Origin of the sequence: Mycoplasma sp. 1018B, from assembly GCF_024582675.1 — a bacterium.
Lineage (GTDB): Bacteria > Bacillota_I > Bacilli_A > Mycoplasmatales > Metamycoplasmataceae > Mycoplasmopsis.
Genome location: NZ_CP102084.1, coordinates 607,754 through 631,726, shown reverse-complemented (window position 1 = coordinate 631,726; position 23,973 = coordinate 607,754). Strand labels below are relative to the sequence as shown.

The window sequence follows — 23,973 nt, the reverse complement described above, 5'->3', positions numbered from 1 at the left end:
CTTATATAATATTTTTTGAAAAAAATATTTTTTTATCAATAAGTATTTTAAATATAAAAACTCTTAAAGCTGAAATAGGATTATTTAATAAAATAATGTAATTTAAAATTAAAAAATAAAACACACAAGTAATTATTATATTTATAATTTTATTTTTGGTTTTAAATAATGAAATAATTAAAAACAAGATATCTAAGTGAAAACCAGATACAACAAATAAATGATTTAAACCCAAATTAGTAATGTTTTCATTTAAATTGTTATTATTACTTTTTATCCCATAAAGAAAATAACTTCAATATTTATTAAAATAAGGTAAATTAGAATTGAATTTATTCACAAAATTGTCAAATAAGTTATATTCACTTCTAATAACATTTTTTAAAACTGGATTTTTTAAAATATAAAGAATATTTTGTTCTTTAGTTCAATTAAAAAAATTGGAATTATTAAAAATTTCAATTTTGCCTTCTATTTCAATCAAAGAAAAAACACTAAGTTGTTCTCTTTGAATGTGTTCATTTTTAAAAACTAAAATATTAAAGTTATTGTAATTAATCAAAAAATATTTATCTTTGTTTATTTTAATGGTAGAGATGATATTATAATTTCCTTCTTCTAAAAAATTATTTTGATTAATAAACAATATTATTACTATTAAAATAAAAATTTGTGAAATCACACATAAAAAGATTGATTTTTTATATAAAATTAAATTCAATCAAAATACTGGAATTATAAATATATATCATATTTCAAAAGAAAAAATAAAAATATAATCTATTAATAAAGTAATAATTAATATATTTAAATCTATTAAACGACAAAATTCTGTTTTATTTTTTCTAGCGTTTTCTTTCCTAAACCTTTTATTTGTAATAAATCATTTCATTCTTTAATTTCGTTTTTTTCAATTTTTTCATAAATATTTTTAGCTATTTTTTTATTTAGACCAATTTTAGTTAAATAATCGATTGATTTAATTTGATTTAAATTTAATTTTGAATGTGTATAATTTTCTCTTTTAAAAGGTATTTTAATTAAGGTATCAGAAAAATATTTTATATTTTCATTAATTTGAATTAAATCAGCATTATTTTTTAATTTAATTTGCTTAATTATTTCCTTTAAAGAAATTCCTTTGTTAACAAATAAAGAATATTCTTTTTCTACTGCTCCAATAATTTTTATTTTAATTTTATTAGTAACACTAGATTGCTCTATTTTATTTACTAATTTTGTATCATTTTGTGTATATGTAAAATAACTTACTAATAAACTAAAAAATGATACTAATAACCCCATAAAAAATCATTTAAAGTATTTTTTCTTCACATTTTAAATTTTCTTTATTTATATTTTTTAATAAAAAATGAACAATTAACAAAATATTGTTCATTTTATTTTTGTATTTTTTCTAAAATCATTTTTTCAATTTCATTAAAAAAATCTTTATTTTTAATTAATAAATCTTTTAAATTTTTTTTACCTTGAGCAATATTTTTTCCTTCAAATGAATATCATGCACCTTTTTGAACAAAAATATCGCAATCTAAAGCTAATTCAATTAATTCTGATATTCTATCTATTCCTTTGCCAAAAATAATTTCAGTTATAAAACTTTTGTATGGAGGAGCCAATTTATTTTTCACTACTTTAATTTTTATTTCATTACCAGTAATATCTTTACCCTCAACAATTGAAGTGCTTTTCCTTACTTCTAATCTTATTGATGAATAAAATTTTAAAGCTCTACCACCAGTGGTGGTTTCAGGATTACCAAAATATACACCAATTTTTTCTCTTATTTGATTTACAAATATAACTGTAGTTTTATTTTTATTTAATGAAGCTGTAATTTTTCTTAATGCTTTGGACATTAATCTAGCTTGCAAACCAATAGAAGATTCATGCATATCTCCTTGTAATTCTGTTTCTGGAACTAAGGCCGCAACACTATCAACAATAATTAAATCAATTGAACCTGATTTAGTTAAAATATCGACAATTTCCAAGGCTTGTTCTCCATTATCAGGTTGACTTATAATTAATTCGTCTAAATTAACTCCCAAATTTTTCGCATAAATAGGATCCATAGAATGTTCAGCATCAATATAAGCTGCTATTCCACCTTTTTTTTGAATTTCCGCTATTGCGTGCAAACAAAGAGTAGTTTTACCACTACTTTCAGGACCAAATATTTCAATTATTCTTCCCTTTGGATATCCTCCAATACCTAAAGCTTGATTTAATAAATAAGATCCAGAGGAAAAAATTTCTATATGCTCATTTAAATTATTTTCGCCTAAAATTCTTATCGATTCATCACCAAATTTTTTAGTAATTTCTTTTAATGTTTCAACAATATTTTCTTGTTTTATTATATTTTTTTTATTTTCTGTATTTATTTCATTCATTTTCTAATCTCCTTATATAAATAAAATTTAAATATTATTTGAAACACTATTTAAAAGTACAAAAAATAAACAATTTACTATAAATTTAATACATAAATTATAAGTTTTTAAATTCTAAAATATTAATTAAAAAATTATTTAGAAATAACTTACTTTTTGTATTCAAAAAAATAACTTTGTTTTATAATTGAAAAGTAATATTACAGTGATATATAAGGTTGTCGATACACCAAAAAGAGTTGTTGAGGGTTAATCGAGTAAATTTATATGGAGTAATGTTCTTTAAGAACGAAAGGAGACAACGTGAGTAAATTAAATATTAAAGTAAAATCATTTGAACATACTTTAGTTGATTTTGCTGCTAAAAAAATTATTGAAATTGCTAAAAAAGAAAATATAAAAATTAGCGGCCCAGTAGCTTTACCAACTAAAAGAGAAGTTGTGACTATTTTAAGATCAGTACACGTAAATAAAAAATCACGTGAACAATTTGAATCAAGAACTTATCAACGTTTAATTGTTTTACATAATGCTAGTGATAAAGTAGTTGATCAAATTAAAAGATTTGAATTACCTGCTGGTGTTTTAATTAAAATATCACAAAATTAATTTAATTTATTATTTTAAGAGGTGAAAGATATGAAAGGAATCTTAGGACGTAAAATCGGAATGACCCAGATTTATACTGAAACAGGTGATTCTATTCCTGTGACAGTAATAGAGGTTCAACCGAATGTTGTGTCTAAAATTCTCACTGTTGAAAAAAATGGTTATGTAGCCACTCAATTAGCAGTAGGAGAATTAAAAGAAAAAAATGCAAATAAACCCCTAAAAGGTCAATTTGCAAAAGCTAATACAACACCTAAGCGCTTCGTTAAAGAAATTCGCAATATGAAAGGATATGAATTAGGTTCTTTCGTAAATGTAAATATCTTTAGTGCTGGTGATTTAGTTGATATTACAGGTATATCTAAAGGTAAAGGATTTGCTGGTACTATTAAAAGATGAAACCAACACATTGGTCCCAAATCACATGGTGGCGGTGGTGGTAGCAAACCTATTAGACAAACAGGTTCAATCGGTGATATAAGTGGTAACCGTGTTGTCAAAGGTATGACTATGCCGGGACATCTAGGCGCAGAAAAAGTAACTATTCAAAATTTAGTAATTGTTAAAGTTGATTTGGAAAACAATTATTTATTAGTTAAAGGTTCTGTTCCTGGTGCTAATAAAAGTTTATTAGTTATTAAACAAGCTATCAAAGGATTACCAAATCCTAGTGCTATTAAGTTAGTTGATGTTAAAGAAGTTATAAAAATGAATGAATTAGTTGAAAAAGCTAAGAAATTTAATATTGAAGTTACAACAGGAATGCATTCTTCAGAATTAGAAAAATTAATTTTAAAAGCTGAAGAAGAAAAAGAATCTGAAAAATAGAGGAGAATTATGGCTGAAAAATCAACTTTAGAAAAATACTATATTTCAGAAAAATTTGATAAAGAACGTAATGTAACTTTCAATTTAAAAAAAGCTAATGTAAAAAAACACACTAACTTTAAAACTTTTACTCAAGCAGTAGAAGAATTTATAAAATTAAGTGAAAAATCTAAAAATGATACTAGAGTATGATTCCATAGAGACGGAGCATATAGAGGATCAGTTGGTTTAGACAAGGCAAAAGTAATACTAAATAGAGTAAATGAAGAAAATGTAGAAAATCATAAAGCAATTGAATATATAGAAAAAGAAAATTTAGTAGATAAATCAGTTGCTAAAGTAACAAAAGAAAAAATAGATTTTAATAAATTATCTAAATTAAACTTTGATACTACAAATCTTCCAAAAGAAATTTTTGCATTAAATAAAATTTATTCACAAGCCATTTTTGATTCAATTTTATCTGAAAGAGCATCGAGAAGACAAGGAACACATTCTGTTAAAACTCGTGCCGAAGTAAGAGGTGGTGGCAAGAAACCTTGAAGACAAAAAGGAACAGGTCGTGCTCGTGCCGGTTCGACTAGATCACCGATATGAGTAGGTGGTGGTAGAGCTTTTGGACCTAGAATTGAAAAAAATTATGATTTAAAAGTTAATAAAAAAGTTAAAAAATTAGCCTTTTTATCAGCTTTAACATTACTTGCAAATAATAAATCAGTTGTAATTGATGATTTTGTTATAAACAGTATTAAAACTAAAGATGCTGTTAATAAATTAAATTCATTAGGTATTGCTAATTTAAAACATATTTTAGTTGTTTCTAATGATGAAAATGTATTATTAGCATTATCAAATTTAAAAAATGTTTTAGTAGTAAAACCTTCATCAGTATTAGTGGAAGATTTAATTTGAGCTGATGTTTTAGTGCTTTCAAACGAAGGATTAGAGTTGTTTAAACAAAAAGGAGTTAAATAATTCAAACATGGAATTAACACAAGTTATTAAAAAACCTATTCTTACTGAAAAAACAAATAATTTACAAAGTCAAAATACATATACTTTTGAAGTAGATTATTCAGCAAATAAATATCAAATTAAAAATGCTGTTGAACACATTTTTCAAGTTAAAGTTTCTTCAGTTAATACTATTAAAATTGATAAAAAATATAAAAGAGTAGGTCGTTTTGAAGGTTATTTAAACCGTTATAAAAAAGCTATAGTAACTTTAAAAGAAGGATATGTTATAAATTATTATCCTAACGAGAACGAAGCACAAGATAAGGTTAAAGCAGAATTAAAAGAAACTCAAAATCAAATTACTAAAAAACAAAATGCTGATAAAGAAGCAAAACTAGCTGAAAAAATAGCTCAAAAAAAGGCAAATACAATTAAAAACAAATCACAAACAAGTAATGCAAGTAGAAAAACAGTAAATAGAAGTAGAAAAGAAGCATAGAGGATACTAATATAATTGCTTAAAAGAAAATTCCTCATCTATTTTTAAGCAAAGGAGAAAGATAATATGGCTATTAAACATTATAAGCCAACCACCAACGGTCGTCGTAATATGTCTTCTCTTGACTATGCTGCTAATTTAAGTGGCCATGATCCTGAAAAATCTTTAATGGTAATTTTAAAGAAAAAATCAGGACGTAATAATCAAGGGAAAATCACCGTTAGACATAAAGGTGGTAGAGTAAAAAGATTTTATAGAATTATTGATTTCAAACGTAATAAAGATAATATTCCAGCAACTGTTAAATCAATTGAATATGATCCAAATCGTTCAGCAAATATTTGTTTATTAACATATGCTGATGGAGAAAAAAGATATATATTAGCACCACAAGGTATTAAAATTGGTCAAACTGTTATTTCTGGTGTAAATGTTGATATTTTAATAGGAAATGCGTTACCATTAGCAAATATTCCAGAAGGAACAATTGTTCATAATATTGAAATGCAACCAGGAGCTGGTGGACAAATAGCTCGTTCAGCAGGAACAAGTGCCCAAATTTTAGGTAAAGATGATGACGGCAAATATGTTATCTTACGTTTAAAATCAGGAGAAATGCGTCGTATTTTGGCTCGTTGTCGTGCAACTATTGGTTCTGTAGGTAATGAAGAACATTTACTTGTAAATTTAGGTAAAGCAGGAAGAAATCGTCATTTAGGTGTTAGACCTACTGTAAGAGGTTCAGTAATGAACCCTGTAGATCACCCACACGGTGGTGGAGAAGGTAAGCAACCAGTAGGACGTAAAGCCCCACTTACTCCTTGAGGTAAAAAAGCTTTAGGAGTAAAAACTAGAAAAACTAAAAAAGCTTCAAACAAATTAATAATAAGAAGAAGAAAGGATGCTAAATAATGGCTCGTAGTCTTAAAAAAGGTCCTTTTGCTGATGAACATTTATTAAAAAAAGTTCAAGCAATAATTGAAGGCAAAGTTAAAAAAGCTCCAATAAAAACTTGATCAAGAAGATCAACAATTTTTCCAGATTTTGTTGGATTAACTTTTCAAGTTCATAATGGACATAAATTTATTGATGTTTATGTAACAGATGATATGGTTGGCCATAAATTAGGCGAGTTTGCTCCTACAAGAACATTTTCAGGCCATGGCGCTGATAAAGGGAAAAAATAATTATGAAATCACAAGCAAAAGCACTTGTTAAAACACAACGTATTAGTGCTAGAAAAGCTAGACTTGTAGCAGATTTATTTAGACATAAAGATGTTAAAGTAGCTTTAGGAATATTACATAATACAAACAAAAAAGCTTCAGAATTATTTATTAAACTCATTAATTCAGCTGTAGCAAACGCAACTAACAATCATGGAATGGATGCTTCAAAATTATATGTTAAAGAAGTTTTAGTTAACGAAGGGCCAACACTAAAGAGATTTCAACCTCATTCACAAGGTAGAGCATTTTCAATTTTAAAACGTACAAGTCATTTATCAATTACATTGGAAGAAAGATAAAAGGAGATATTTATGGGTCAAAAAGTTAATCCAAATGGTTTTAGATATGGTATAACAAAAAATCACAATACTGTTTGATTTAGCGAAAAAGCTAATTATGGAAAATTGTTAGTACAAGATGCTAATATTTATAAGTTTTTTGATAAATTAGTACGTAAATATCAACTTGGTTTAGTACAAATTAAAAGAAATGCTCAAAATAAAATAACCGTTTTATTACACACGCCATTCCCGGCTAAAATTTTAGGTGAAGGCGGAAAAAATATTGAATCATTAAGATTGAATTTACATAAATTTTTAAAGAACAAAAATCTTGATATTAATTTACAAGTAATTTTATTAAAAGAACCAGCTTTAAATGCACGTTTGGCTGCTGAAGCTATTGCTCAAAAATTAGAAAATCGTGAAAGTTTCAGAATAGCACAAAAATTAATAATTAACGATGCTTTAAAAGCAGGTGCTAAAGGCATTAAAACCGCTGTATCAGGTCGTTTAAATGGTGTTGATATGGCTAGAACCGAAGGATATTCTCGTGGAGAAATGAAATTACATACTTTAAGACAAGATGTAGATTTTGCTAGAGCTATAGCAAAAACTACTTATGGCGCAATTGGAGTTAAAGTGTGAATATCAAAAGGTGAAGTTAATTTGGAAGGAGAAGAATAATGCTTCAACCAAAAAGAACTAAATATCGTAAACCTTTTTTAGTTAATCCATTAAAAAGAAAAGCACAAAAAGGTAATAAAATTTCATTCGGAGATTTCGGTTTACAAGCAACTACTGGTTCAATTATTACTGCAAGACAAATTGAAGCAGCTCGTATAGCTATAACTCGTCGTATGGGACGTGAAGGTCAAGTTATTATACGTATTTTCCCTCATTTTCAAAAAACATCTAAACCAATAGGTGTTCGTATGGGATCAGGAAAAGGAAGTCCAGAATTTTGATATGCTTCTGTAAAAGAAAATACAGTAATGTTTGAAGTATCAGGAGTTAAAGAAGATGTAGCTCGCGATGCTTTAAGATTAGGTGGTCATAAATTACCAGTAAAGTGAAGAATTTTATCTGTTGAAGATACTAAGGGAGGACAACAATAATGCTTTTTAAAGATTTACAAACCAAGTCATTAGAAGAATTAAAAAAATTAGTTGTGGATTTAAAAGCAGAATTGTGAACACTAAAATTTAAAAATGCAACTACTAGTCTTGACCAAACACATAAAATTAATTTAATCAGAAAAGATATTGCAAAAGTTTTAACAGCTATTAGACAACATGAAATTAAAGGAAATAAATAATGCAAAGAAAGACAAAAACTCGTAAAACACTACAAGGTAAAGTTACTTCTGTTAGAGGTGATAAAACTATTTTTGTAGAAGTTGAAACATATAGATCACATAGATTGTATTCTAAACGTTTTAAAACTACTAAACGTTTTGCTGTTCATGATGAATTAAATAAAGCTCAAGTTAATGATATAGTAATTATTATGGAAACTAGACCATTATCAAAAACAAAACATTTCCGTTTGGTTGAAATTAAACAACATGCTTCAGAAAGTGAGCAATAAAAATGTTATTGGAACTTTCTAAATTAAATGTAGCAGATAATTCTGGTGCAAAAGAAGTTGGTTTAATTAGAGTTTTAGGCGGAAGTCGTAAAAAAACAGCAAATATTGGTGATGTTATAGTATGTTCTGTTAAAAAAGCAATTCCTAATGGTATAGTAAAAGAAGGTCAAGTAGTAAAAGCCGTTATTGTTAGAAGTACATATGGAATAAAAAGAGCTAATGGTTCTCATATAAAATTTGATGATAATGCAGTTGTAATAATAAAAGAAGATGGTTCATTAAGAGGAAGTCGTGTATTTGGCCCTATCGCTCGTGAATTACGTGATAAAGGTTATTTAAAAATTGTTTCATTAGCTCCTGAAGTTTTATAGATTTAATATATTTAATAAAAAAAGAGGAAATATGAAATTTAAAAAACATGATGAAGTAATTATTATTGCTGGTTCACATAAAGGTAAAATTGGAACAATTGAAAAAATTGATACAAAGAAAAATCTTGTTTGAATCAAAGATATTAATAAAGTAACCAAACACGTAAAACCGACCCAAGGTCAAGATGGACAAATTAAACAAATAGAAGCTCCTATTCATGCTTCAAATCTTTCAATTTTAGTAAAAAAAGCAACTAAAAATTCTCCTGCAGTTTATTCGAAAATCGGTTATGAATTCAAGAACGATAAAAAAATAAGAATTAATCGTAAAACTAAAAAGGAACTTTAATTATGAGTAATTTAAAAATACATTATCAAACTAAAGTTGTACCTGCATTAATTGAAAAATATAATTATTCTTCTGTAATGCAAGTTCCACGTTTAGAAAAAATAGTTCTTAATATGACCGCTGGCAAAGAAGTTTCAAATTCAAAAGCAATCGAAGAAGTATTAAACGAATTGACCGTTATTTCAGGACAAAAACCTTTTCAAACAAAAGCAAGAAAATCTAATGCTTCATGAAAATTACGTGAAGGAATGCCAATGGGCGGAAAAGTAACATTAAGAAGAGAAAGAATGTGAGATTTTCTTGATAAATTAATAAATGTGGCAATGCCACGTATACGTGATTTTAAAGGTGCTAATCCTAAAGCATTTGATAAACACGGTAATTATTCATTAGGTATAAAAGAAGAAATTATTTTCCCAGAAATAGAATTTGATAAAATTCGTCGTATTAAAGGATTAGATGTTCAATTAATAACTTCAACTAATTCAAACGAAGAAGCAAGAACATTATTAGAATTAATTGGTATGCCTTTTGCAAAAGGAGAAAAATAATAATGGCAAAAAAATCATTAAAAGTAAAAGCATTAAAACACCCTAAATTTTCTACGCGTGCTTATACACGTTGTGAATTATGCGGTCGTCCACATGCAGTTTTAAGAAAATATAAAATATGTCGTATTTGTTTCCGTAATTTAGCCCATGAAGGAAAAATACCTGGCATGAAGAAAGCGAGTTGATAGAAAAAATGTTTATAACAGATCCGATTTCAGATATGATTGTGCGTATAAAAAATGCTAATCAACGTAAATTTAAAACTGTTAATGTTCCTTTTTCAAATAAAAAAGCCAAAATTCTAGATATTTTATTAAATGAAGGTTATATAACATCTTATTCAGTAAAAGGCGAAGGTAAAAACAAAAACTTTGAAATAGTTTTAAAATATAAAAATTCACAAAGAGCTATTATTGATTTTAAAAGAGTGTCAAAACCTGGTTTAAGAGTTTATGCTTCTGTTGATAAATTACCATCTGTTCTTTCAGGTTATGGAACTGCAATAATTTCTACATCTAAAGGTATAATGACTGATAAACAAGCTCGTAAGGAACATGTTGGCGGTGAAGTAATCGCTTACATTTGATAGGAGGAATTAATGTCTCGTGTAGGTAATCGTGTATTAATTATTCCTAATGATGTCAAAGTTACTTTAGATCAAACTAAGTTAAGCGTTCAAGGACCACTTGGTGAATTAACTAATGAATTTAGTCCATTGATTAAAATAAATATAGAAGAAAATAAAATTAGTACATTACGTGCTAATGAAGAAAAACATACAAAACAATTGCATGGAACAACTAATGCTTTAATAGCAAACATGCTTTTAGGAGTTTCTAAAGGGTTTATTAAAGAATTAGTTATTAAAGGTGTTGGTTATAGAGCAACATTAAAAGATAAAATTATAGAAATAGCAGCTGGTTATAGTCATTTAGTAAATGTTAATATTCCTAATGATGTCAAAGTAGAAATTAATAAACCAACTGAAATAACTATTAAAGGTATAAATAAAGAATCAGTTGGCCAATTTGCTTCAATTATTCGCAGCGTTAGAAAACCAAATCCATATTCTGGTAAAGGAATAGCATATAAAGATGAAGTGATTCGTCGTAAAGAAGGTAAAACTTCTGCTAAATAAAAAATAAAGGAAGGAATTTATGTCTCAATTATCTCGTAATAAAGCACGTAAAGTTAAACACTTGCGTGAAAGACAACATATTTTTGGAACAAGTAATAAACCTCGTCTTAACGTATTTAAATCACATCAAAATTTTTATGCTCAACTAATTGATGATACTACTGGTAAAACTTTAGCTTCTGTTAGCACACTTGAAAAAGGTATTTATAAAGGAAATATTTCTTCAGCAAAAGAAGCGGGTAAAAAAATGGCAGAGTTAATTAATAATTTAGGAATTAAAGAATTGGTATTTGATAGAGCTGGTTATATTTATCATGGTCGTGTTAAAGCTTTTGCTGAAGCAGTTAGAGAACATGTTAAAGGAGTTAAATTCTAATGACAGAAAATAAAGAATTAAAAGTTGAATCAACAAAAGAAATAGTAAGAAAAATTAAAAAACCTTTTGTAGTAAAAGAACAAAACACAAAATCAACTCAAAATAGCTCATCAGAAAGAAAACCAAGATTTAACAAAATTGACAAACCTTTAAAATTTGAAAAAAATGATAATGAATTTAGCGAAAAAGTTGTTAATATAGCTCGTGTAACTAAAGTTGTTAAAGGTGGTAGAAGATTTTCATTTGCTGCTTATGTTGTTGTAGGGGACAAAAAAGGTCGTGTTGGTTTTGGACATGGGAAAGCCAATGAAGTACCAGATGCTATTAAAAAAGCTATTAAAGATGCAAAAAATAATTTAATAAATGTGCCAATTTTTAAACAAATAACTGTACCACACATTGTTGAAGCTAAATTTTTAGCTTCAAAAGTAATGTTAAAACCTGCACCAAAAGGTAAAGGAATAGTTGCTAGTGGAGCTGTACGTTCTGTAATAGAATTAGCAGGATATACTGATATTTACACTAAAACTTATGGTTCTCGTTCAAAGGCAAATATAGTTAGAGCAACATTAAAAGCTTTAAAATTATTAAGAACTCCAGAACAAATTGCTTTAGTTAGAGATAAGAAAGTTGAAGATCTATTAAATTAGTTTATAGGAGTTAAAATGCAAGAAATTAAATTAAATTCTTTAAAACCAACTCAAGGATCTAGAAAAGAAAAACATCGTGTAGGTAGAGGTCACGCAGCTGGCAAAGGTAAACAAGCTGGAAAAGGTCAATCAGGTCAAAATAAACGTCACGGACATAGATTAGGATTTGAAGGTGGCCAAACTCCTTGATTTAGAAGAATTGGTAAACGTGGTTTTAATAATATAAATCACATTGAATATCAAATTATTAATTTATCTGATTTAGAAAGATCTTTTAACGATAACGATTTTGTAAATTTAGAATCTTTATTTAAAGCTAATTTACTAAAAAGATCATTACCTGTTAAATTATTAGGTAAAGGTACTTTAACTAAAAAATTAAAAGTTGAACTTCATGATGCTTCTGAAAGTGCAATAGAAGCAATTAAAAGTAATGGTGGAACATTTATTTATTTATAAAATAAAAAACTCTTATTAATTATAAAAAGAGTTTTTTATTTTACTTTTTATGAAAAAAGAAAGTAAAATAAAATTAAAAAGAAAGATTAAAATGAAAAAAATAAAAAAATTTCTCAGTATATTAACTCCTTTTTCTTTATTTTTAACTATAGCATGTCAAGAAAATAATTTAATTCATACAAAAATCAAAGAATATTTAGAAGAATTAAAATTTGAAGATAATTTAACTTTTGAACAGATTAAATTATATTTACAAATAAATTTGAAAGAATTATTTAATTATCAAATTAAAAAAATTACTTATATTAATAAACAAATAAATATAGACGATTTATTTTTTTATGAATATGATTTTGTAAAACCAAAAAAATTTATTATAGATAATAATAGTTATTTATTAAATTTAAACAATAAAAATACTTTAAAAATTAATGAGTTATTTTTTTTTAATTGAAATCCTGAAAAACTAACTTTTAATAATTATTTAAATAATTTATGAACTGAACACAATTCTAATAATTATTCTTCACTCGATTTAATTTTGCCAAATATTCAATATTTAATTTACTTAGCTTCAATTAACAATCCTTTAAATTTTAAAAATAAAATTTCTACAACAAAATTAAGACCAAGTGCCTTTATATTAAATAAAGAACAACATTTTTATTTATTAAAAACCTTAGAATTTTATATAAGATATTTTGAAATAGATTCTCTAAGTAAAAATTTTTATTTAGATTTTGGAATTTTAAGCAAAATTAATGAAAATTTATTACAAATTTCTTTGATTATTTTTGATGAAAATAATAAATTAATTTTTAAAAGTGATAATAAAATTTATATAACTAATTTTATTGATTATTCGCAATTATTCAGTAGATACGTTGATAAGACAAGTGGGGGAATTTTATCATTAAATATTAATGAACATGATGATATTTCAAATATTCAACTTAATGAAAAATTTAATGATATTAATTTAATTTTTGAAAATAATCTATTTAATATTATAGATTTTGATTCATTATTACATCCAAATGAAATATATAAGGAAGTTAATTTTAATGTTTTAAAATATCTATTTAATGAGTTAAAGGGAAATATAAAAATTGTCACTAATGGTCAAATTAATAATAATTTAATTATTGATAGATTAGAAAATACTGATTTATTAAATAATACTTATGCAATTGCAAAATTAATAGTTTTTGACAAAATTGAAAAAAAATATTATCCTTGGTATTCGGTTAATTTTACTCCACATCATCATTTATTAAATGGTTTTTATATTAAAAATGAATTAAATTTATTAAATAATAAAAATAGTGAAAATTATTTTGGGTATCAAACATATCAATCAAATCAAAAAATAAAATTTGTTAATCCTGATATTTTTTTTGAAAATAATTTAATTTTTATTTTAAATTTTTTAATTAAAAAAAATATGTTTAATTCACAATTATGAAATTCTCAAAATATGAATAAATTATCAAATATTGAAATAGTGCACAAAAAAGATATTTATGAAAAAAGAATAAGTAATCTTATATCACAATTTGTTTTATTATATGCAATAAATAACGGTTCTTTAATTAAAGAAGTTAAAGTTTATATTGATCCTAATAATGATTTTTCTTTTAAAAATTATCCTTTAGGAATAATACCTATAAAAATAGATTTCATAGATGATAAAAATCAATCAATGTTGAATTCAAATAATAAAGATAATTTGTTTTATTTAAAAGGTTTTAAAGGTTTTGAATTTTCATTTGATGATATTAGTGAAAATGAAATTAATATTCAACCCTTAGAAAATCAAGAATTAATTTTCATCGAAAGAATTATATAAACAGGCTTGCCTGTTTTTTATATTTGAAAAAAAATAAAAAAAACTTGTAAAAGTTTAAAAATTTGTTAAGATTAAAACGTTCTTATTTATTTATGAAAGTAAATAGAATAGATGTTCTTTGAAAACTAGATACAAATAAACATGACAGTCAATTTTTTCGAGAGTTTGATCCTGGCTCAGGATGAACGCTGGCTGTGTGCCTAATACATGCATGTCGAGCGAAGTTCTTTTTGAACTTAGCGGCGAATGGGTGAGTAACACGTACTCAACGTACCCTTTAGATTGGGATAGCAAGTGGAAACATTTGATAATACCGAATATGCAATTATTTCGCATGAAATTATTGTAAAAGAAGCCTTTAAAGCTTCGCTAAAGGAGCGGGGTGCGTAGCATTAGCTAGTTGGTATGGGTAATGGCCTACCAAGGCAATGATGCTTAGCGGGGTTGAGAGACTGAACCGCCACACTGGGACTGAGATACGGCCCAGACTCCTACGGGAGGCAGCAGTAGGGAATATTCCACAATGGACGAAAGTCTGATGGAGCGACACAGCGTGCAGGATGAAGGCCCTATGGGTTGTAAACTGCTGTGGTAAGGGAAGAAAAAGTAAATAAGGAAATGTATTTATCTTGACGGTACCTTATTAGAAAGCGACGGCTAACTATGTGCCAGCAGCCGCGGTAATACATAGGTCGCAAGCGTTATCCGGAATTATTGGGCGTAAAGCGTCTGTAGGTTGCTTGTTAAGTCTGGCGTCAAAATTTGGGGCTCAACCCCAAATCGCGTTAGATACTATCATACTAGAGTTATGTAGAGGTTAGTGGAATTCCTTGTGAAGCGGTGGAATGCGTAGATATAAGGAAGAACACCAATATGGCGAAGGCAGCTAACTGGACATATACTGACACTGAGAGACGAAAGCGTGGGGAGCAAACAGGATTAGATACCCTGGTAGTCCACGCCCTAAACGATGATCATTAGTTGATGGAGAATTCATCGACGCAGCTAACGCATTAAATGATCCGCCTGAGTAGTACGTTCGCAAGAATAAAACTTAAAGGAATTGACGGGGATCCGCACAAGCGGTGGAGCATGTGGTTTAATTTGAGGATACGCGTAGAACCTTACCCACTCTTGACATCTTCTGCAAAGCTATAGAGATATAGTAGAGGTTAACAGAATGACAGATGGTGCATGGTTGTCGTCAGCTCGTGTCGTGAGATGTTCGGTTAAGTCCTGCAACGAGCGCAACCCTTGTCCTTAGTTACTAACATTAAGTTGAGCACTCTAAGGAGACTGCCCGAGTAATTGGGAGGAAGGTGGGGACGACGTCAAATCATCATGCCTCTTACGAGTGGGGCAACACACGTGCTACAATGGTCGGTACAAAGAGAAGCAAACTGGTGACAGGGAGCAAACCTCAAAAAACCGATCTCAGTTCGGATTGTAGTCTGCAACTCGACTACATGAAGTCGGAATCGCTAGTAATCGTAGATCAGCTACGCTACGGTGAATACGTTCTCGGGTCTTGTACACACCGCCCGTCAAACCATGGGAGCTGGTAATGCCCGAAGTCGGTTTATTATACAAACTGCCTAAGGCAGGACTGGTGACTGGGGTTAAGTCGTAACAAGGTATCCCTACGAGAACGTGGGGATGGATCACCTCCTTTCTACGGAGTACAAAACCTAACTTTTTAAGTATTGGACTTAATTTTTAGACCTTATTATTAATATAACTTTTGTCATGGCTTAAAAGGTCAAAGTATTGTATCTAGTTTTGAGAGAATATCTCTCAATGTTCTTTGAAAACTGAATAGTAAAATATTTTAAAATATTTACAACGACATCAAACAAAATGAATTATGTCAATTTGTTTTGATTCATCGAGTAAATCTTATGATTTATTAAAATGTCTTAAAATACACATCATTATAACCAAATAGGAACATACTTTTAAATAATAAAGAGTTTGTGGTGGATGCCTTGGGTCTGAAAGTCGATGAAGGACGTGATTACCTGCGATAAGCCTCGTTGAGCCGGATATATGCTATGAAACGGGGATTTCCGAATGGGGAAACCTAACTAAGGTAATGCTTAGTTGCCATTTTCTCAATACATAGGAAAATGTTGCGATAGACCTTGTGAACTGAAACATCTTAGTAGCAAGAGGAAAAGAAAATAAATAATGATTTCTTTAGTAGCGGCGAGCGAAAGAGAAGGAGCCCAAACCATTTTTATGGGGTTGTAGGACGAACTATATAGAGTTATAAAATTAAATGATAGCAGAAACTTTTGGGAAGAAGTGACATAGAGGGTGATATCCCCGTATGCGAAATTGTTTAATCTCTTGGTCGTATCCTGAGTAGGGCGGGGCACGTGAAACCCTGTCTGAATCTGCCGGGACCACCCGGTAAGGCTAAATACTAATCAGACACCGATAGTGAACTAGTACCGTGAGGGAAAGGTGAAAAGAACCCCGAAAGGGGAGTGAAATAGATTCTGAAACCACTTACTTACAATTAGTCAGAGCCCGTTTATGGGTGATGGCGTACATCTTGCAGTATGGACCGGCGAGTTACTTTAACATGCGAGGTTAAGCAGAAAAAAGCGGAGCCGTAGAGAAATCGAGTCTTAATAGGGCGCTTTAGTATGTTGAAGTACACCCGAAACCAGGTGATCTATTCATGAGCAGGCTGAAGCTGAGGTAAAACTGAGTGGAGGGCCGAACCGTAGTACGCTAAAAAGTGCCCGGATGACTTGTGAATAGCGGAGAAATTCCAATCGAACTTGGAGATAGCTGGTTCTCCTCGAAATAGCTTTAGGGCTAGCGTGTGATGTTAAGTTTTGGTGGTAGAGCACTGAATATGGAATGGCGGCGCCTAGCTGTACTGACTATAATCAAACTCCGAATACCATTATGTATTATCATGCAGTCGGAACCGGGGTGCTAACGTCCCGGCTCGCGAGGGTAACAACCCAGATCGTCGGCTAAGGTCCCAAAATCGTGTTAAGTGAGAAAGGTTGTGAGATTTCATAAACAACTAGGAAGTTGGCTTAGAAGCAGCCACCTTTTAAAGAGTGCGTAATAGCTCACTAGTCAAGAGATCTTGCGCCAATAATTTAACGGGACTAAAACACGATACCGAAGCCACGGGTACAATTGTACGTTAGAGGAGCGTTCTTAGGGCAATGAAGCTAGACCGTGAGGACTGGTGGAGCGTTAAGAAGTGAGAATGCCGGTATGAGTAACGATTCGTAGTGAGAATCTACGACGCCTATTGGGGAAGGTTTCCTGGGCAAGGTTCGTCCACCCAGGGTTAGTCAGGACCTAAGGCGAGGCCGACAGGCGTAGTCGATGGACAACAGGTTAATATTCCTGTACTTTCTATAAAAGTGATGGAGTGACGGAGAAGGATAGCTTTACCACTTATCGGATTGTGGGGTAAGTATTTATTGGGAATTGTTGGCAAATCCGCAATTCATAACCGAAAGATATGATGCATAATGCTTTTGCATGAATTAAGTAATTTCATACTTCCTAGAAAAGCTTCTAAACTTAATTTTATGGAAACCTGTACCGAGAACGGACACACGTCCCCAAGATGAGTATTCTAAGGCGAGCGAGAAAACTAGTGTTAAGGAACTCTGCAAAATGACCCCGTAAGTTCGCAAGAAGGGGCACCTATGTAAAGCATAGGTCACAGTAAATTATGAGGGGCAACTGTTTATCAAAAACACAGCTCTCTGCTAAACCGCAAGGTGATGTATAGGGGGTGAAGCCTGCCCAGTGCCCGAAGGTTAAGTGGATGCGTTAGCATTTGCGAAGCGTTGAAATGAAGCCCGGGTGAACGGCGGCCGTAACTATAACGGTCCTAAGGTAGCGAAATTCCTTGTCGGCTAAATACTGACCTGCACGAAAGGCGCAATGATCTCTCAACTGTCTCAACACTAGACTCGGTGAAATTATGGTCCCAGTGAAAACGCTGGGTACCCGCATCAAGACGAAAAGACCCCATGGAGCTTTACTATAACTTTGTATTGAAATTTGGTCTAACATGTGTAGGATAGGTGGGAGACAATGATATTAAAACGCCAGTTTTAAAGGAGTCAACCTTGAAATACCACCCTTGTTATATTGAGTTTCTAACTTGCTATCATAATCAGGTAGGAGGACAGTGCATGGTGGGTAGTTTGACTGGGGCGGTCGCCTCCTAAAGAGTAACGGAGGCGTTCAAAGGTACACTCAATACGGTCAGAAACCGTATGTAGAGCGCAAAGGTAGAAGTGTGCTTGACTGTGAGACTTACAAGTCGAGCAGGTGCGAAAGCAGGACTTAGTGATCCGGCTGTACATTGTGGAATGGCAGTCGCTCAACGGATAAAAGTTACCCTGGGGATAACAGGCTTATCTTGCCCAAGAGATCACATCGACGGCAAGGTTTGGCACCTCGATGTCGGCTCATCGCATCCTGGAGCTGGAGTCGGTTCCAAGGGTTGGGCTGTTCGCCCATTAAAGCGGTACGCGAGCTGGGTTCAAAACGTCGTGAGACAGTTTGGTCCCTATCTGATGTGGGCGTTGGAATATTGATGAGAGCCGCTCTTAGTACGAGAGGACCGGAGTGGACGTACCACTGGTGTTCCTGTTGTTGCGCCAGCAGCATAGCAGGGTAGCTAAGTACGGAAAGGATAACCGCTGAAAGCATCTAAGTGGGAAGCCTCCTCAAAGATAAGTATTCCCTTGAGATTCCTTATAGACTATGAGGTTGATAGGATGGATGTGTACGCGTAGCAATACGTTTAGCTGACCATTACTAATAAATCGATAGGTTTAAAAGTAAAATGTTTTGTGTATGTGACATTTTATTAAATCTTTTAAAAAACACTATTCAGTTTTCAAAGAATAAAAAAATACTCTCTTCTAAATAAGAGAGTATTTTTTTATTCTTTTTTTCAATAATGACAAATGTAATTTAATATTTTCTTTTGTTTTTGTAATTATTCAATAATTCATTTTAACTCCATTTATTTGTTTTAATTATAAAAACTTAAGAATTATTTTTTTCCGTCTTTTTTCTCATAATTAGTTTATTTATTAATATTAATTAAAATTATTTAATTTTAAATTTTATAAATATGTTATTTATGTTTTATAATAATTTTTATGATAAAAATAACTGATTTAGTTTTTAAATATTCGGAAGCAAATATAAATGCTTTAAATGGATTAAATCTTGAAATTAAAAAAGGCGAATATGTAGCAATATTAGGACATAACGGATCTGGCAAAAGTACTTTTAGTAAATTATTAGTTGCTTTATATAAACCTCAATCTGGTAGTATAGAAATTGATAATATAGTTATTAATGCGAGTACAATAAAAAAAATTAGAAAAAAAATTGGTATAATATTTCAAAATCCAGATAATCAATTTATTGGTGCTACAGTTGAAGATGATATTGCTTTTGGATTGGAAAATGCACAAATTGATCCAAAAGATATGAAACCAATAATTGAATACTTAGCCGATAGAGTTGAAATGAAAAATTATTTAAGTAGAGAACCACAATTTTTATCTGGCGGTCAAAAACAAAGAGTGGCTATAGCATCCGTTTTAGCTTTAGATCCTGAAATAATTATTTTTGATGAAGTAACTTCTATGCTTGATCCAAAAGGTAAGAGACAAGTTCTTAATATTATTCGTGAAATTCAATATAAACGAGATAAAACTTTAATTTCTATAACTCATGATATGGATGAAGCAATATTAGCTGATAAATGTATAGTTTTTGCAAAAGGACAAGTTATTGCCTCTGGGAGTCCTAAAGATATTTTGAATAATAAAAAAATTATTAATATTGCAAAAATTGATTCACCATTTATTTATAAACTTAGTCAAAAAATACATAATATTAAAGCTACATATAACGAAGAGGAACTAATTGAACAAATATGCAAATTAAAATCAGAAATTTAGAACATATTTTTCTAGCAAAAACGCCAATAGCTTTTAAGGCAATAAATAATATATCGCTTGATATTAATCAAGGTGAATATATAGGCATTATTGGTCAAACTGGATCAGGTAAAACAACTTTTGTTGAACATTTAAATGGTTTATTAATACCTACTAATGGTAGTATAGAATGAAATTATTTAAATTCAAGAATTGTTAAAGTTAATCATCAATTTAAAAATAAAAAAGGCCAAATTAAAATTAAAAAAATTAAAATAAATGAAAAATTTAATGATTTAACCATTTTAAAAAATAATTGAAGAAAAAAATTTCCAAAAGCAAAAGATATTAGACAACGAATTGGAGTTATATTTCAATTTGCGGAATATCAATTATTTGAAGAAACTATTGAAAAAGATATAATGTTCGGCCCTAGATCTTTTGGTGTATCGAAAGAAGAAGCTAAATTAAGAGCAAAAAAATATTTAAATTTAGTTGGTTTAGATGATACATATTTAAAAAAATCTCCTTTTGATTTATCAGGAGGTCAAAAAAGAAGAGTTGCTTTAGCTGGTATTTTAGCAATGGAACCAGATATTTTAGTTGCTGATGAACCAACAGCAGGATTAGATCCTGTTGGTGTAAAAGAAATTTTAAGCATATTTAAAAAATTACATCAATTAGGCAAAACTATAATAATTGTTACGCATGATCTAGATAATATATTAGAAGAAACACAAAGAACTATAATTTTTAAAAATGGTAAAATTATTAAAGATGGTGAAACATATTCAGTTCTTAAAGATACAAAATTTTTATACGAAAATGATTTAGAACCACCTAAAATTTTGGATTTTACAAATAAATTAGAAGCAAAAGGAATTTCTATTCCCAAAATTAAATCAATAGAAGAATTAGCTACCTATTTAAATAAAATTTTAAAAAGGAACAAAAATGGGTAATTTTACAATAGGCAGATATTTAGCAGTAAACAGTTTTATTCACAAATTAGATTCAAGACTTAAACTTATAATTAACTTAATGTTAATAATAACTGTTTTTTTTACTGATTATTTAATTAGTTTATTAATTATTTTATTACCTATAGTTTTAGCTTATATTATTTCCACAAAAAGCATTATAGGTATTTTTAGATTAATGAAAATGCCCTTAGTTGTTGGTTTAATACTTTATTTTGTTAATATTTACACAATGAAAATTCAAACTACTACTATAATTGGGGATTCTTCAACATTAACTCTTGATAATATTTATGTAGAAAATCCTGGATTTATTTGATTAAGGCTTTATAAAAGCACAAACGCTGAATATGGTTTAACTTGGCCGCAAGTTTCAAGAACTATTGCTTTAATATTAAGAATCTATATAATGATTTTAACAACAACTATTTTGGTTATGACCACTAAACCTGTTTTATTAACTAAAGCAATAGAAGATTTATTATTACCTTTTAAATTATTTTTTGTTCCTACACATATAATAGCCATAATAATATCAATATCTTTAAGATTTATACCCACATTACTTGAAGAAGCACAAAGAATATCTAAAGCACAAGCAAGTAGAGGTATTGATTTAAAAAATGGAAAATTTTTTGAAAAAGCAAAATCTCTTACTACATTAATTATTCCTTTATTTGTAACTTCATTCGCAAAGGCGGAAGATTTATCAAATGCAATGGAAACAAGAGGTTATGATCCATATTCTAAACGTACAAGATATCGTAAACTTGTATGAAATTGAAAAGATTATTTAATTTTTATTTTTATAATACTATTGATAAGTTTTATTATAATTACACAATTATCTAAATATAATTTACAATTTTTTGATTTGCCTTTTTGATACACAAATACGAAAATTTATTAAATTTTTAATTACATAAAATGATATAATTAATTCTATTGAAATTAAAAAAAGGAAAATATGAGAAAAATAACAAGAAGAAAAAATAAAGAAAGAGCATTAAAAAGAAAACACAAATTAAAATTAGAACAAGCTAGAGCTTTAAGAAAACAACAAACAATTGAAAATAAATAAAAAGTAGAATATAATTTCTACTTTTTATTTATTTTCAATTGTTATTTTAAAAGTTCCGATTAGTACATCTGTTGAGTTATATAATTTATAACTAAAAGTTTTCAAATTTTCTGAAATTATAATTTCTGTACCATAACTAATTAAAGGAAAATATGTATTATTTATATTTATTTTATTAATATATTCTTCATTAAGAACGATTATTAAAGTATAATCACCAGTTATAATATTTATTTTATTTTTATTTATTTTTATATAACTTTTTATTTGATTTTGTGGTTCAATAAAAGAATAAATATAATTTGTTTCATTATTTTCTATACTTACATTATATTCTGTTTCAACATCAAAATTAATTTTTATAGGTTCTAATTTTGTTGTTTCATTAGAATGATCAGTTATAGAAGAAAAATTTATTTTCATTTATTTAATCTTTCTTTAATTAAATTTTCACCGAATAAATAAATAGCTTTTGCTAATTCTGGGCCATGCTCAGTGTATGTTGTTGCTAATCTTATAGGTAAAAATAATGCCTTGCCTTTTTTATTAGTTTCAAAAGAAATTTGATTTATTATATTGTTTAGATTTTCGATTGTAAATTCACTATTATATAATTTTGTTTTAAATAAAGTTATAATATTTAATTCTTCTTGAGAAAATTTAAAATTAAATTCTTTTAATGGTTTTTGGTATTGTTCTAAACATTTTTTTAATTGTTCAATATTATAGACACTTTCTTTATAAGTATTAAGAAACAATTTGTTTCAATTATTTTCTTCAAGATTTATTATTTCTAATAATTTACTATTTGACATATTTTTTAAATATTGTTTGCTAAATCATTGCATTTTTTTTATATCAAATTTAGACGGACTTTTACTTAGTCTGTTTGGGTCAAATGCTTTAATTATTTCTTGATGAGACATAATTTCTCTAGATTGTATGTCTGTTCATCCAAGTAAAGTTAAAAAATTAAATATAGCTTCAGGTATATAACCTTCATTTTTATAATCTTCAATAAATTGTTTTAAAGTTAAATCTCTTTTAGATAATTTTTTGCCTTCCATATTAGTAATAACAGTTAAATGACCAAAAGTTGGTGGTGTTCAATTTAAGGCATCATAAATAGCTAATTGTTTAGGTGTGTTAGTTATATGTTCTTCTCCTCTTAATATATGAGTAATTTGCATATCAAAATCATCAATAACAACAGCAAAATTATAAGTAGGATACTTATCACTTTTTAATATAACTCAGTCACCAATACTCGCACTTTCAAATTTAATTAATCCTCTTACTAAATCATTTCATTGATATTCCTTATTTTTAGGCATTGAAAATCTTATAGAATATTCTCCCTTTTTATCTCTATTCATTTTTTCAGTTTCAGATATTTTTAATCAATTTTTATCATATTTGAATGAAATTATACCTTTTGCTTGAGATTCCAGTTTTTGTTTTTCTAATTCTTCAGTGGTATCATATGCTTTATATGCATAACCTTTATCTAATAGATATTGTGCAATTTCTTGATATCTTTTTATTTTCTCACTTTGTCTGTATTTACCGTATTTTGGATTAGGATTAAGGGGACTTTCATCAGGTATAATACCTAATCATTCTAAATTTTTCAGTTGACTTTCTTCACCTTTTTCAACATTTCTTTTTATATCAGTATCTTCCAAGCGAAAAATAAAGTCACCTTCGAAATGTTTGGCAAATAAATAACAAAATAAAGCAGTTCTTGCTCCGCCAATATGTAAATATCCAGTTGGACTAGGTGCGTAACGTGTTCTAACTTTTTTCAT

28 protein-coding genes, 2 rRNA genes and 1 pseudogene are annotated in these 23,973 nt (G+C 28.6%); 26 read left to right on the top strand and 5 right to left on the bottom strand.

Features of this window, described 5'->3' with window-relative positions:
• Window position 1 precedes the first annotated feature (1 nt).
• From NPA14_RS02635 to recA, 3 genes are all read right to left on the bottom strand, one after another.
• On the bottom strand, window positions 2-721 hold the full coding sequence (locus NPA14_RS02635; RefSeq protein WP_257075861.1) for an MAG0480 family ComEC-like protein: 720 nt from the start codon (window positions 719-721) through the stop codon (window positions 2-4).
• A 95-nt stretch (window positions 722-816) separates the two neighbouring features.
• Complete coding sequence (locus NPA14_RS02630) at window positions 817-1,305, bottom strand: MAG0490 family ComEA-like DNA-binding protein (protein ID WP_257075859.1); 489 nt, start codon at window positions 1,303-1,305, stop codon at window positions 817-819.
• A 95-nt stretch (window positions 1,306-1,400) separates the two neighbouring features.
• Window positions 1,401-2,417 carry a recombinase RecA gene (recA, locus tag NPA14_RS02625; RefSeq protein ID WP_257075857.1) on the bottom strand — a complete coding sequence of 339 codons (1,017 nt, stop codon included), beginning with the start codon at window positions 2,415-2,417 and terminating at the stop codon, window positions 1,401-1,403.
• Window positions 2,418-2,720: 303 nt separating this feature from the next.
• On the opposite strand from recA, the gene rpsJ reads away from it, so the two are divergent.
• The 26 genes and pseudogenes from rpsJ to NPA14_RS02495 all read left to right on the top strand — a co-directional run bounded on the left by rpsJ (window position 2,721) and on the right by NPA14_RS02495 (window position 21,994).
• Window positions 2,721-3,026, top strand: coding sequence for a 30S ribosomal protein S10 (rpsJ, locus tag NPA14_RS02620; RefSeq protein WP_257075855.1), 306 nt, complete (start codon window positions 2,721-2,723; stop codon window positions 3,024-3,026).
• A 30-nt stretch (window positions 3,027-3,056) separates the two neighbouring features.
• Window positions 3,057-3,680: pseudogene (gene rplC / locus NPA14_RS02615) on the top strand (50S ribosomal protein L3); the annotation flags it as partial.
• Window positions 3,681-3,863: 183 nt separating this feature from the next.
• Window positions 3,864-4,829, top strand: a complete 966-nt coding sequence (gene rplD / locus NPA14_RS02610; protein WP_257075852.1) for a 50S ribosomal protein L4 — start codon at window positions 3,864-3,866, stop codon at window positions 4,827-4,829.
• A gap of 7 nt (window positions 4,830-4,836) precedes the next feature.
• The gene (gene rplW / locus NPA14_RS02605) at window positions 4,837-5,310 is read left to right on the top strand and encodes a 50S ribosomal protein L23 (RefSeq protein WP_257075851.1); all 474 of its coding nucleotides are present in this window, start codon (window positions 4,837-4,839) and stop codon (window positions 5,308-5,310) included.
• 66 nt (window positions 5,311-5,376) lie between these two features.
• Window positions 5,377-6,222 carry a 50S ribosomal protein L2 gene (gene rplB, locus NPA14_RS02600; RefSeq protein WP_257075850.1) on the top strand — a complete coding sequence of 282 codons (846 nt, stop codon included), beginning with the start codon at window positions 5,377-5,379 and terminating at the stop codon, window positions 6,220-6,222.
• Window positions 6,222-6,497, top strand: a complete 276-nt coding sequence (gene rpsS, locus NPA14_RS02595; RefSeq protein ID WP_257075849.1) for a 30S ribosomal protein S19 — start codon at window positions 6,222-6,224, stop codon at window positions 6,495-6,497. Before rplB ends, rpsS begins: the two co-directional genes overlap by 1 nt.
• 2 nt (window positions 6,498-6,499) lie before the next feature.
• A complete protein-coding gene (rplV, locus tag NPA14_RS02590) occupies window positions 6,500-6,838 on the top strand; it encodes a 50S ribosomal protein L22 (RefSeq protein WP_257075848.1) in 339 nt (112 codons plus the stop codon).
• Between the two features lie 12 nt (window positions 6,839-6,850).
• Window positions 6,851-7,504, top strand: a complete 654-nt coding sequence (rpsC, locus tag NPA14_RS02585) for a 30S ribosomal protein S3 (RefSeq protein ID WP_257075847.1) — start codon at window positions 6,851-6,853, stop codon at window positions 7,502-7,504.
• Window positions 7,504-7,935 (top strand): 50S ribosomal protein L16, encoded by a 432-nt coding sequence (rplP, locus tag NPA14_RS02580; RefSeq protein WP_257075846.1) that lies wholly within the window; start codon window positions 7,504-7,506, stop codon window positions 7,933-7,935. The genes rpsC and rplP overlap by 1 nt, the downstream gene beginning before the upstream one ends.
• Window positions 7,935-8,135, top strand: coding sequence for a 50S ribosomal protein L29 (gene rpmC, locus NPA14_RS02575; RefSeq protein ID WP_257075845.1), 201 nt, complete (start codon window positions 7,935-7,937; stop codon window positions 8,133-8,135). The genes rplP and rpmC overlap by 1 nt, the downstream gene beginning before the upstream one ends.
• Window positions 8,135-8,407, top strand: coding sequence for a 30S ribosomal protein S17 (gene rpsQ, locus NPA14_RS02570; protein ID WP_257075844.1), 273 nt, complete (start codon window positions 8,135-8,137; stop codon window positions 8,405-8,407). The genes rpmC and rpsQ overlap by 1 nt, the downstream gene beginning before the upstream one ends.
• A 2-nt stretch (window positions 8,408-8,409) precedes the next feature.
• Window positions 8,410-8,778, top strand: coding sequence for a 50S ribosomal protein L14 (gene rplN, locus NPA14_RS02565; protein ID WP_257075843.1), 369 nt, complete (start codon window positions 8,410-8,412; stop codon window positions 8,776-8,778).
• Between the two features lie 31 nt (window positions 8,779-8,809).
• On the top strand, window positions 8,810-9,127 hold the full coding sequence (gene rplX, locus NPA14_RS02560) for a 50S ribosomal protein L24 (RefSeq protein WP_257075842.1): 318 nt from the start codon (window positions 8,810-8,812) through the stop codon (window positions 9,125-9,127).
• Window positions 9,127-9,678: a 50S ribosomal protein L5 gene (rplE, locus tag NPA14_RS02555; RefSeq protein WP_373456872.1), complete on the top strand. Its 552-nt coding sequence runs from the start codon at window positions 9,127-9,129 to the stop codon at window positions 9,676-9,678. The genes rplX and rplE overlap by 1 nt, the downstream gene beginning before the upstream one ends.
• Before the next feature lie 2 nt (window positions 9,679-9,680).
• Window positions 9,681-9,866: a type Z 30S ribosomal protein S14 gene (locus NPA14_RS02550; RefSeq protein WP_257075840.1), complete on the top strand. Its 186-nt coding sequence runs from the start codon at window positions 9,681-9,683 to the stop codon at window positions 9,864-9,866.
• Between the two features lie 5 nt (window positions 9,867-9,871).
• Window positions 9,872-10,267 carry a 30S ribosomal protein S8 gene (rpsH, locus tag NPA14_RS02545; RefSeq protein ID WP_257075839.1) on the top strand — a complete coding sequence of 132 codons (396 nt, stop codon included), beginning with the start codon at window positions 9,872-9,874 and terminating at the stop codon, window positions 10,265-10,267.
• A gap of 9 nt (window positions 10,268-10,276) precedes the next feature.
• Window positions 10,277-10,816 carry a 50S ribosomal protein L6 gene (gene rplF / locus NPA14_RS02540; RefSeq protein WP_257075838.1) on the top strand — a complete coding sequence of 180 codons (540 nt, stop codon included), beginning with the start codon at window positions 10,277-10,279 and terminating at the stop codon, window positions 10,814-10,816.
• Window positions 10,817-10,835: 19 nt separating this feature from the next.
• Window positions 10,836-11,192, top strand: a complete 357-nt coding sequence (rplR, locus tag NPA14_RS02535) for a 50S ribosomal protein L18 (protein ID WP_257075837.1) — start codon at window positions 10,836-10,838, stop codon at window positions 11,190-11,192.
• Between the two features lie 149 nt (window positions 11,193-11,341).
• Window positions 11,342-11,842 carry a 30S ribosomal protein S5 gene (rpsE, locus tag NPA14_RS02530; protein WP_323177032.1) on the top strand — a complete coding sequence of 167 codons (501 nt, stop codon included), beginning with the start codon at window positions 11,342-11,344 and terminating at the stop codon, window positions 11,840-11,842.
• Window positions 11,843-11,866: 24 nt separating this feature from the next.
• Window positions 11,867-12,301: a 50S ribosomal protein L15 gene (rplO, locus tag NPA14_RS02525; RefSeq protein WP_373456871.1), complete on the top strand. Its 435-nt coding sequence runs from the start codon at window positions 11,867-11,869 to the stop codon at window positions 12,299-12,301.
• Window positions 12,302-12,392: 91 nt separating this feature from the next.
• Window positions 12,393-14,150, top strand: a complete 1,758-nt coding sequence (locus NPA14_RS02520; protein ID WP_257075833.1) for an MAG3240 family lipoprotein — start codon at window positions 12,393-12,395, stop codon at window positions 14,148-14,150.
• Between the two features lie 153 nt (window positions 14,151-14,303).
• Window positions 14,304-15,822, top strand: a 16S ribosomal RNA gene (locus NPA14_RS02515).
• Window positions 15,823-16,103: 281 nt separating this feature from the next.
• Window positions 16,104-18,987, top strand: a 23S ribosomal RNA gene (locus NPA14_RS02510).
• Together the 16S and 23S rRNA genes form the textbook arrangement of a ribosomal RNA operon.
• 325 nt (window positions 18,988-19,312) lie before the next feature.
• Complete coding sequence (locus tag NPA14_RS02505) at window positions 19,313-20,125, top strand: energy-coupling factor transporter ATPase (RefSeq protein WP_257075832.1); 813 nt, start codon at window positions 19,313-19,315, stop codon at window positions 20,123-20,125.
• The gene (locus NPA14_RS02500) at window positions 20,101-21,066 is read left to right on the top strand and encodes an energy-coupling factor transporter ATPase (protein WP_257075831.1); all 966 of its coding nucleotides are present in this window, start codon (window positions 20,101-20,103) and stop codon (window positions 21,064-21,066) included. Before NPA14_RS02505 ends, NPA14_RS02500 begins: the two co-directional genes overlap by 25 nt.
• Window positions 21,059-21,994 (top strand): energy-coupling factor transporter transmembrane protein EcfT, encoded by a 936-nt coding sequence (locus NPA14_RS02495; RefSeq protein ID WP_257075830.1) that lies wholly within the window; start codon window positions 21,059-21,061, stop codon window positions 21,992-21,994. Before NPA14_RS02500 ends, NPA14_RS02495 begins: the two co-directional genes overlap by 8 nt.
• A 195-nt stretch (window positions 21,995-22,189) precedes the next feature.
• On the opposite strand, the gene NPA14_RS02490 is transcribed toward NPA14_RS02495, so the two are convergent.
• Together NPA14_RS02490 and gltX are read right to left on the bottom strand one after the other, a co-directional pair.
• The gene (locus NPA14_RS02490; protein WP_257075829.1) at window positions 22,190-22,588 is read right to left on the bottom strand and encodes a hypothetical protein; all 399 of its coding nucleotides are present in this window, start codon (window positions 22,586-22,588) and stop codon (window positions 22,190-22,192) included.
• A complete protein-coding gene (gene gltX, locus NPA14_RS02485) occupies window positions 22,579-23,973 on the bottom strand; it encodes a glutamate--tRNA ligase (protein ID WP_257075828.1) in 1,395 nt (464 codons plus the stop codon). The genes NPA14_RS02490 and gltX overlap by 10 nt, the downstream gene beginning before the upstream one ends.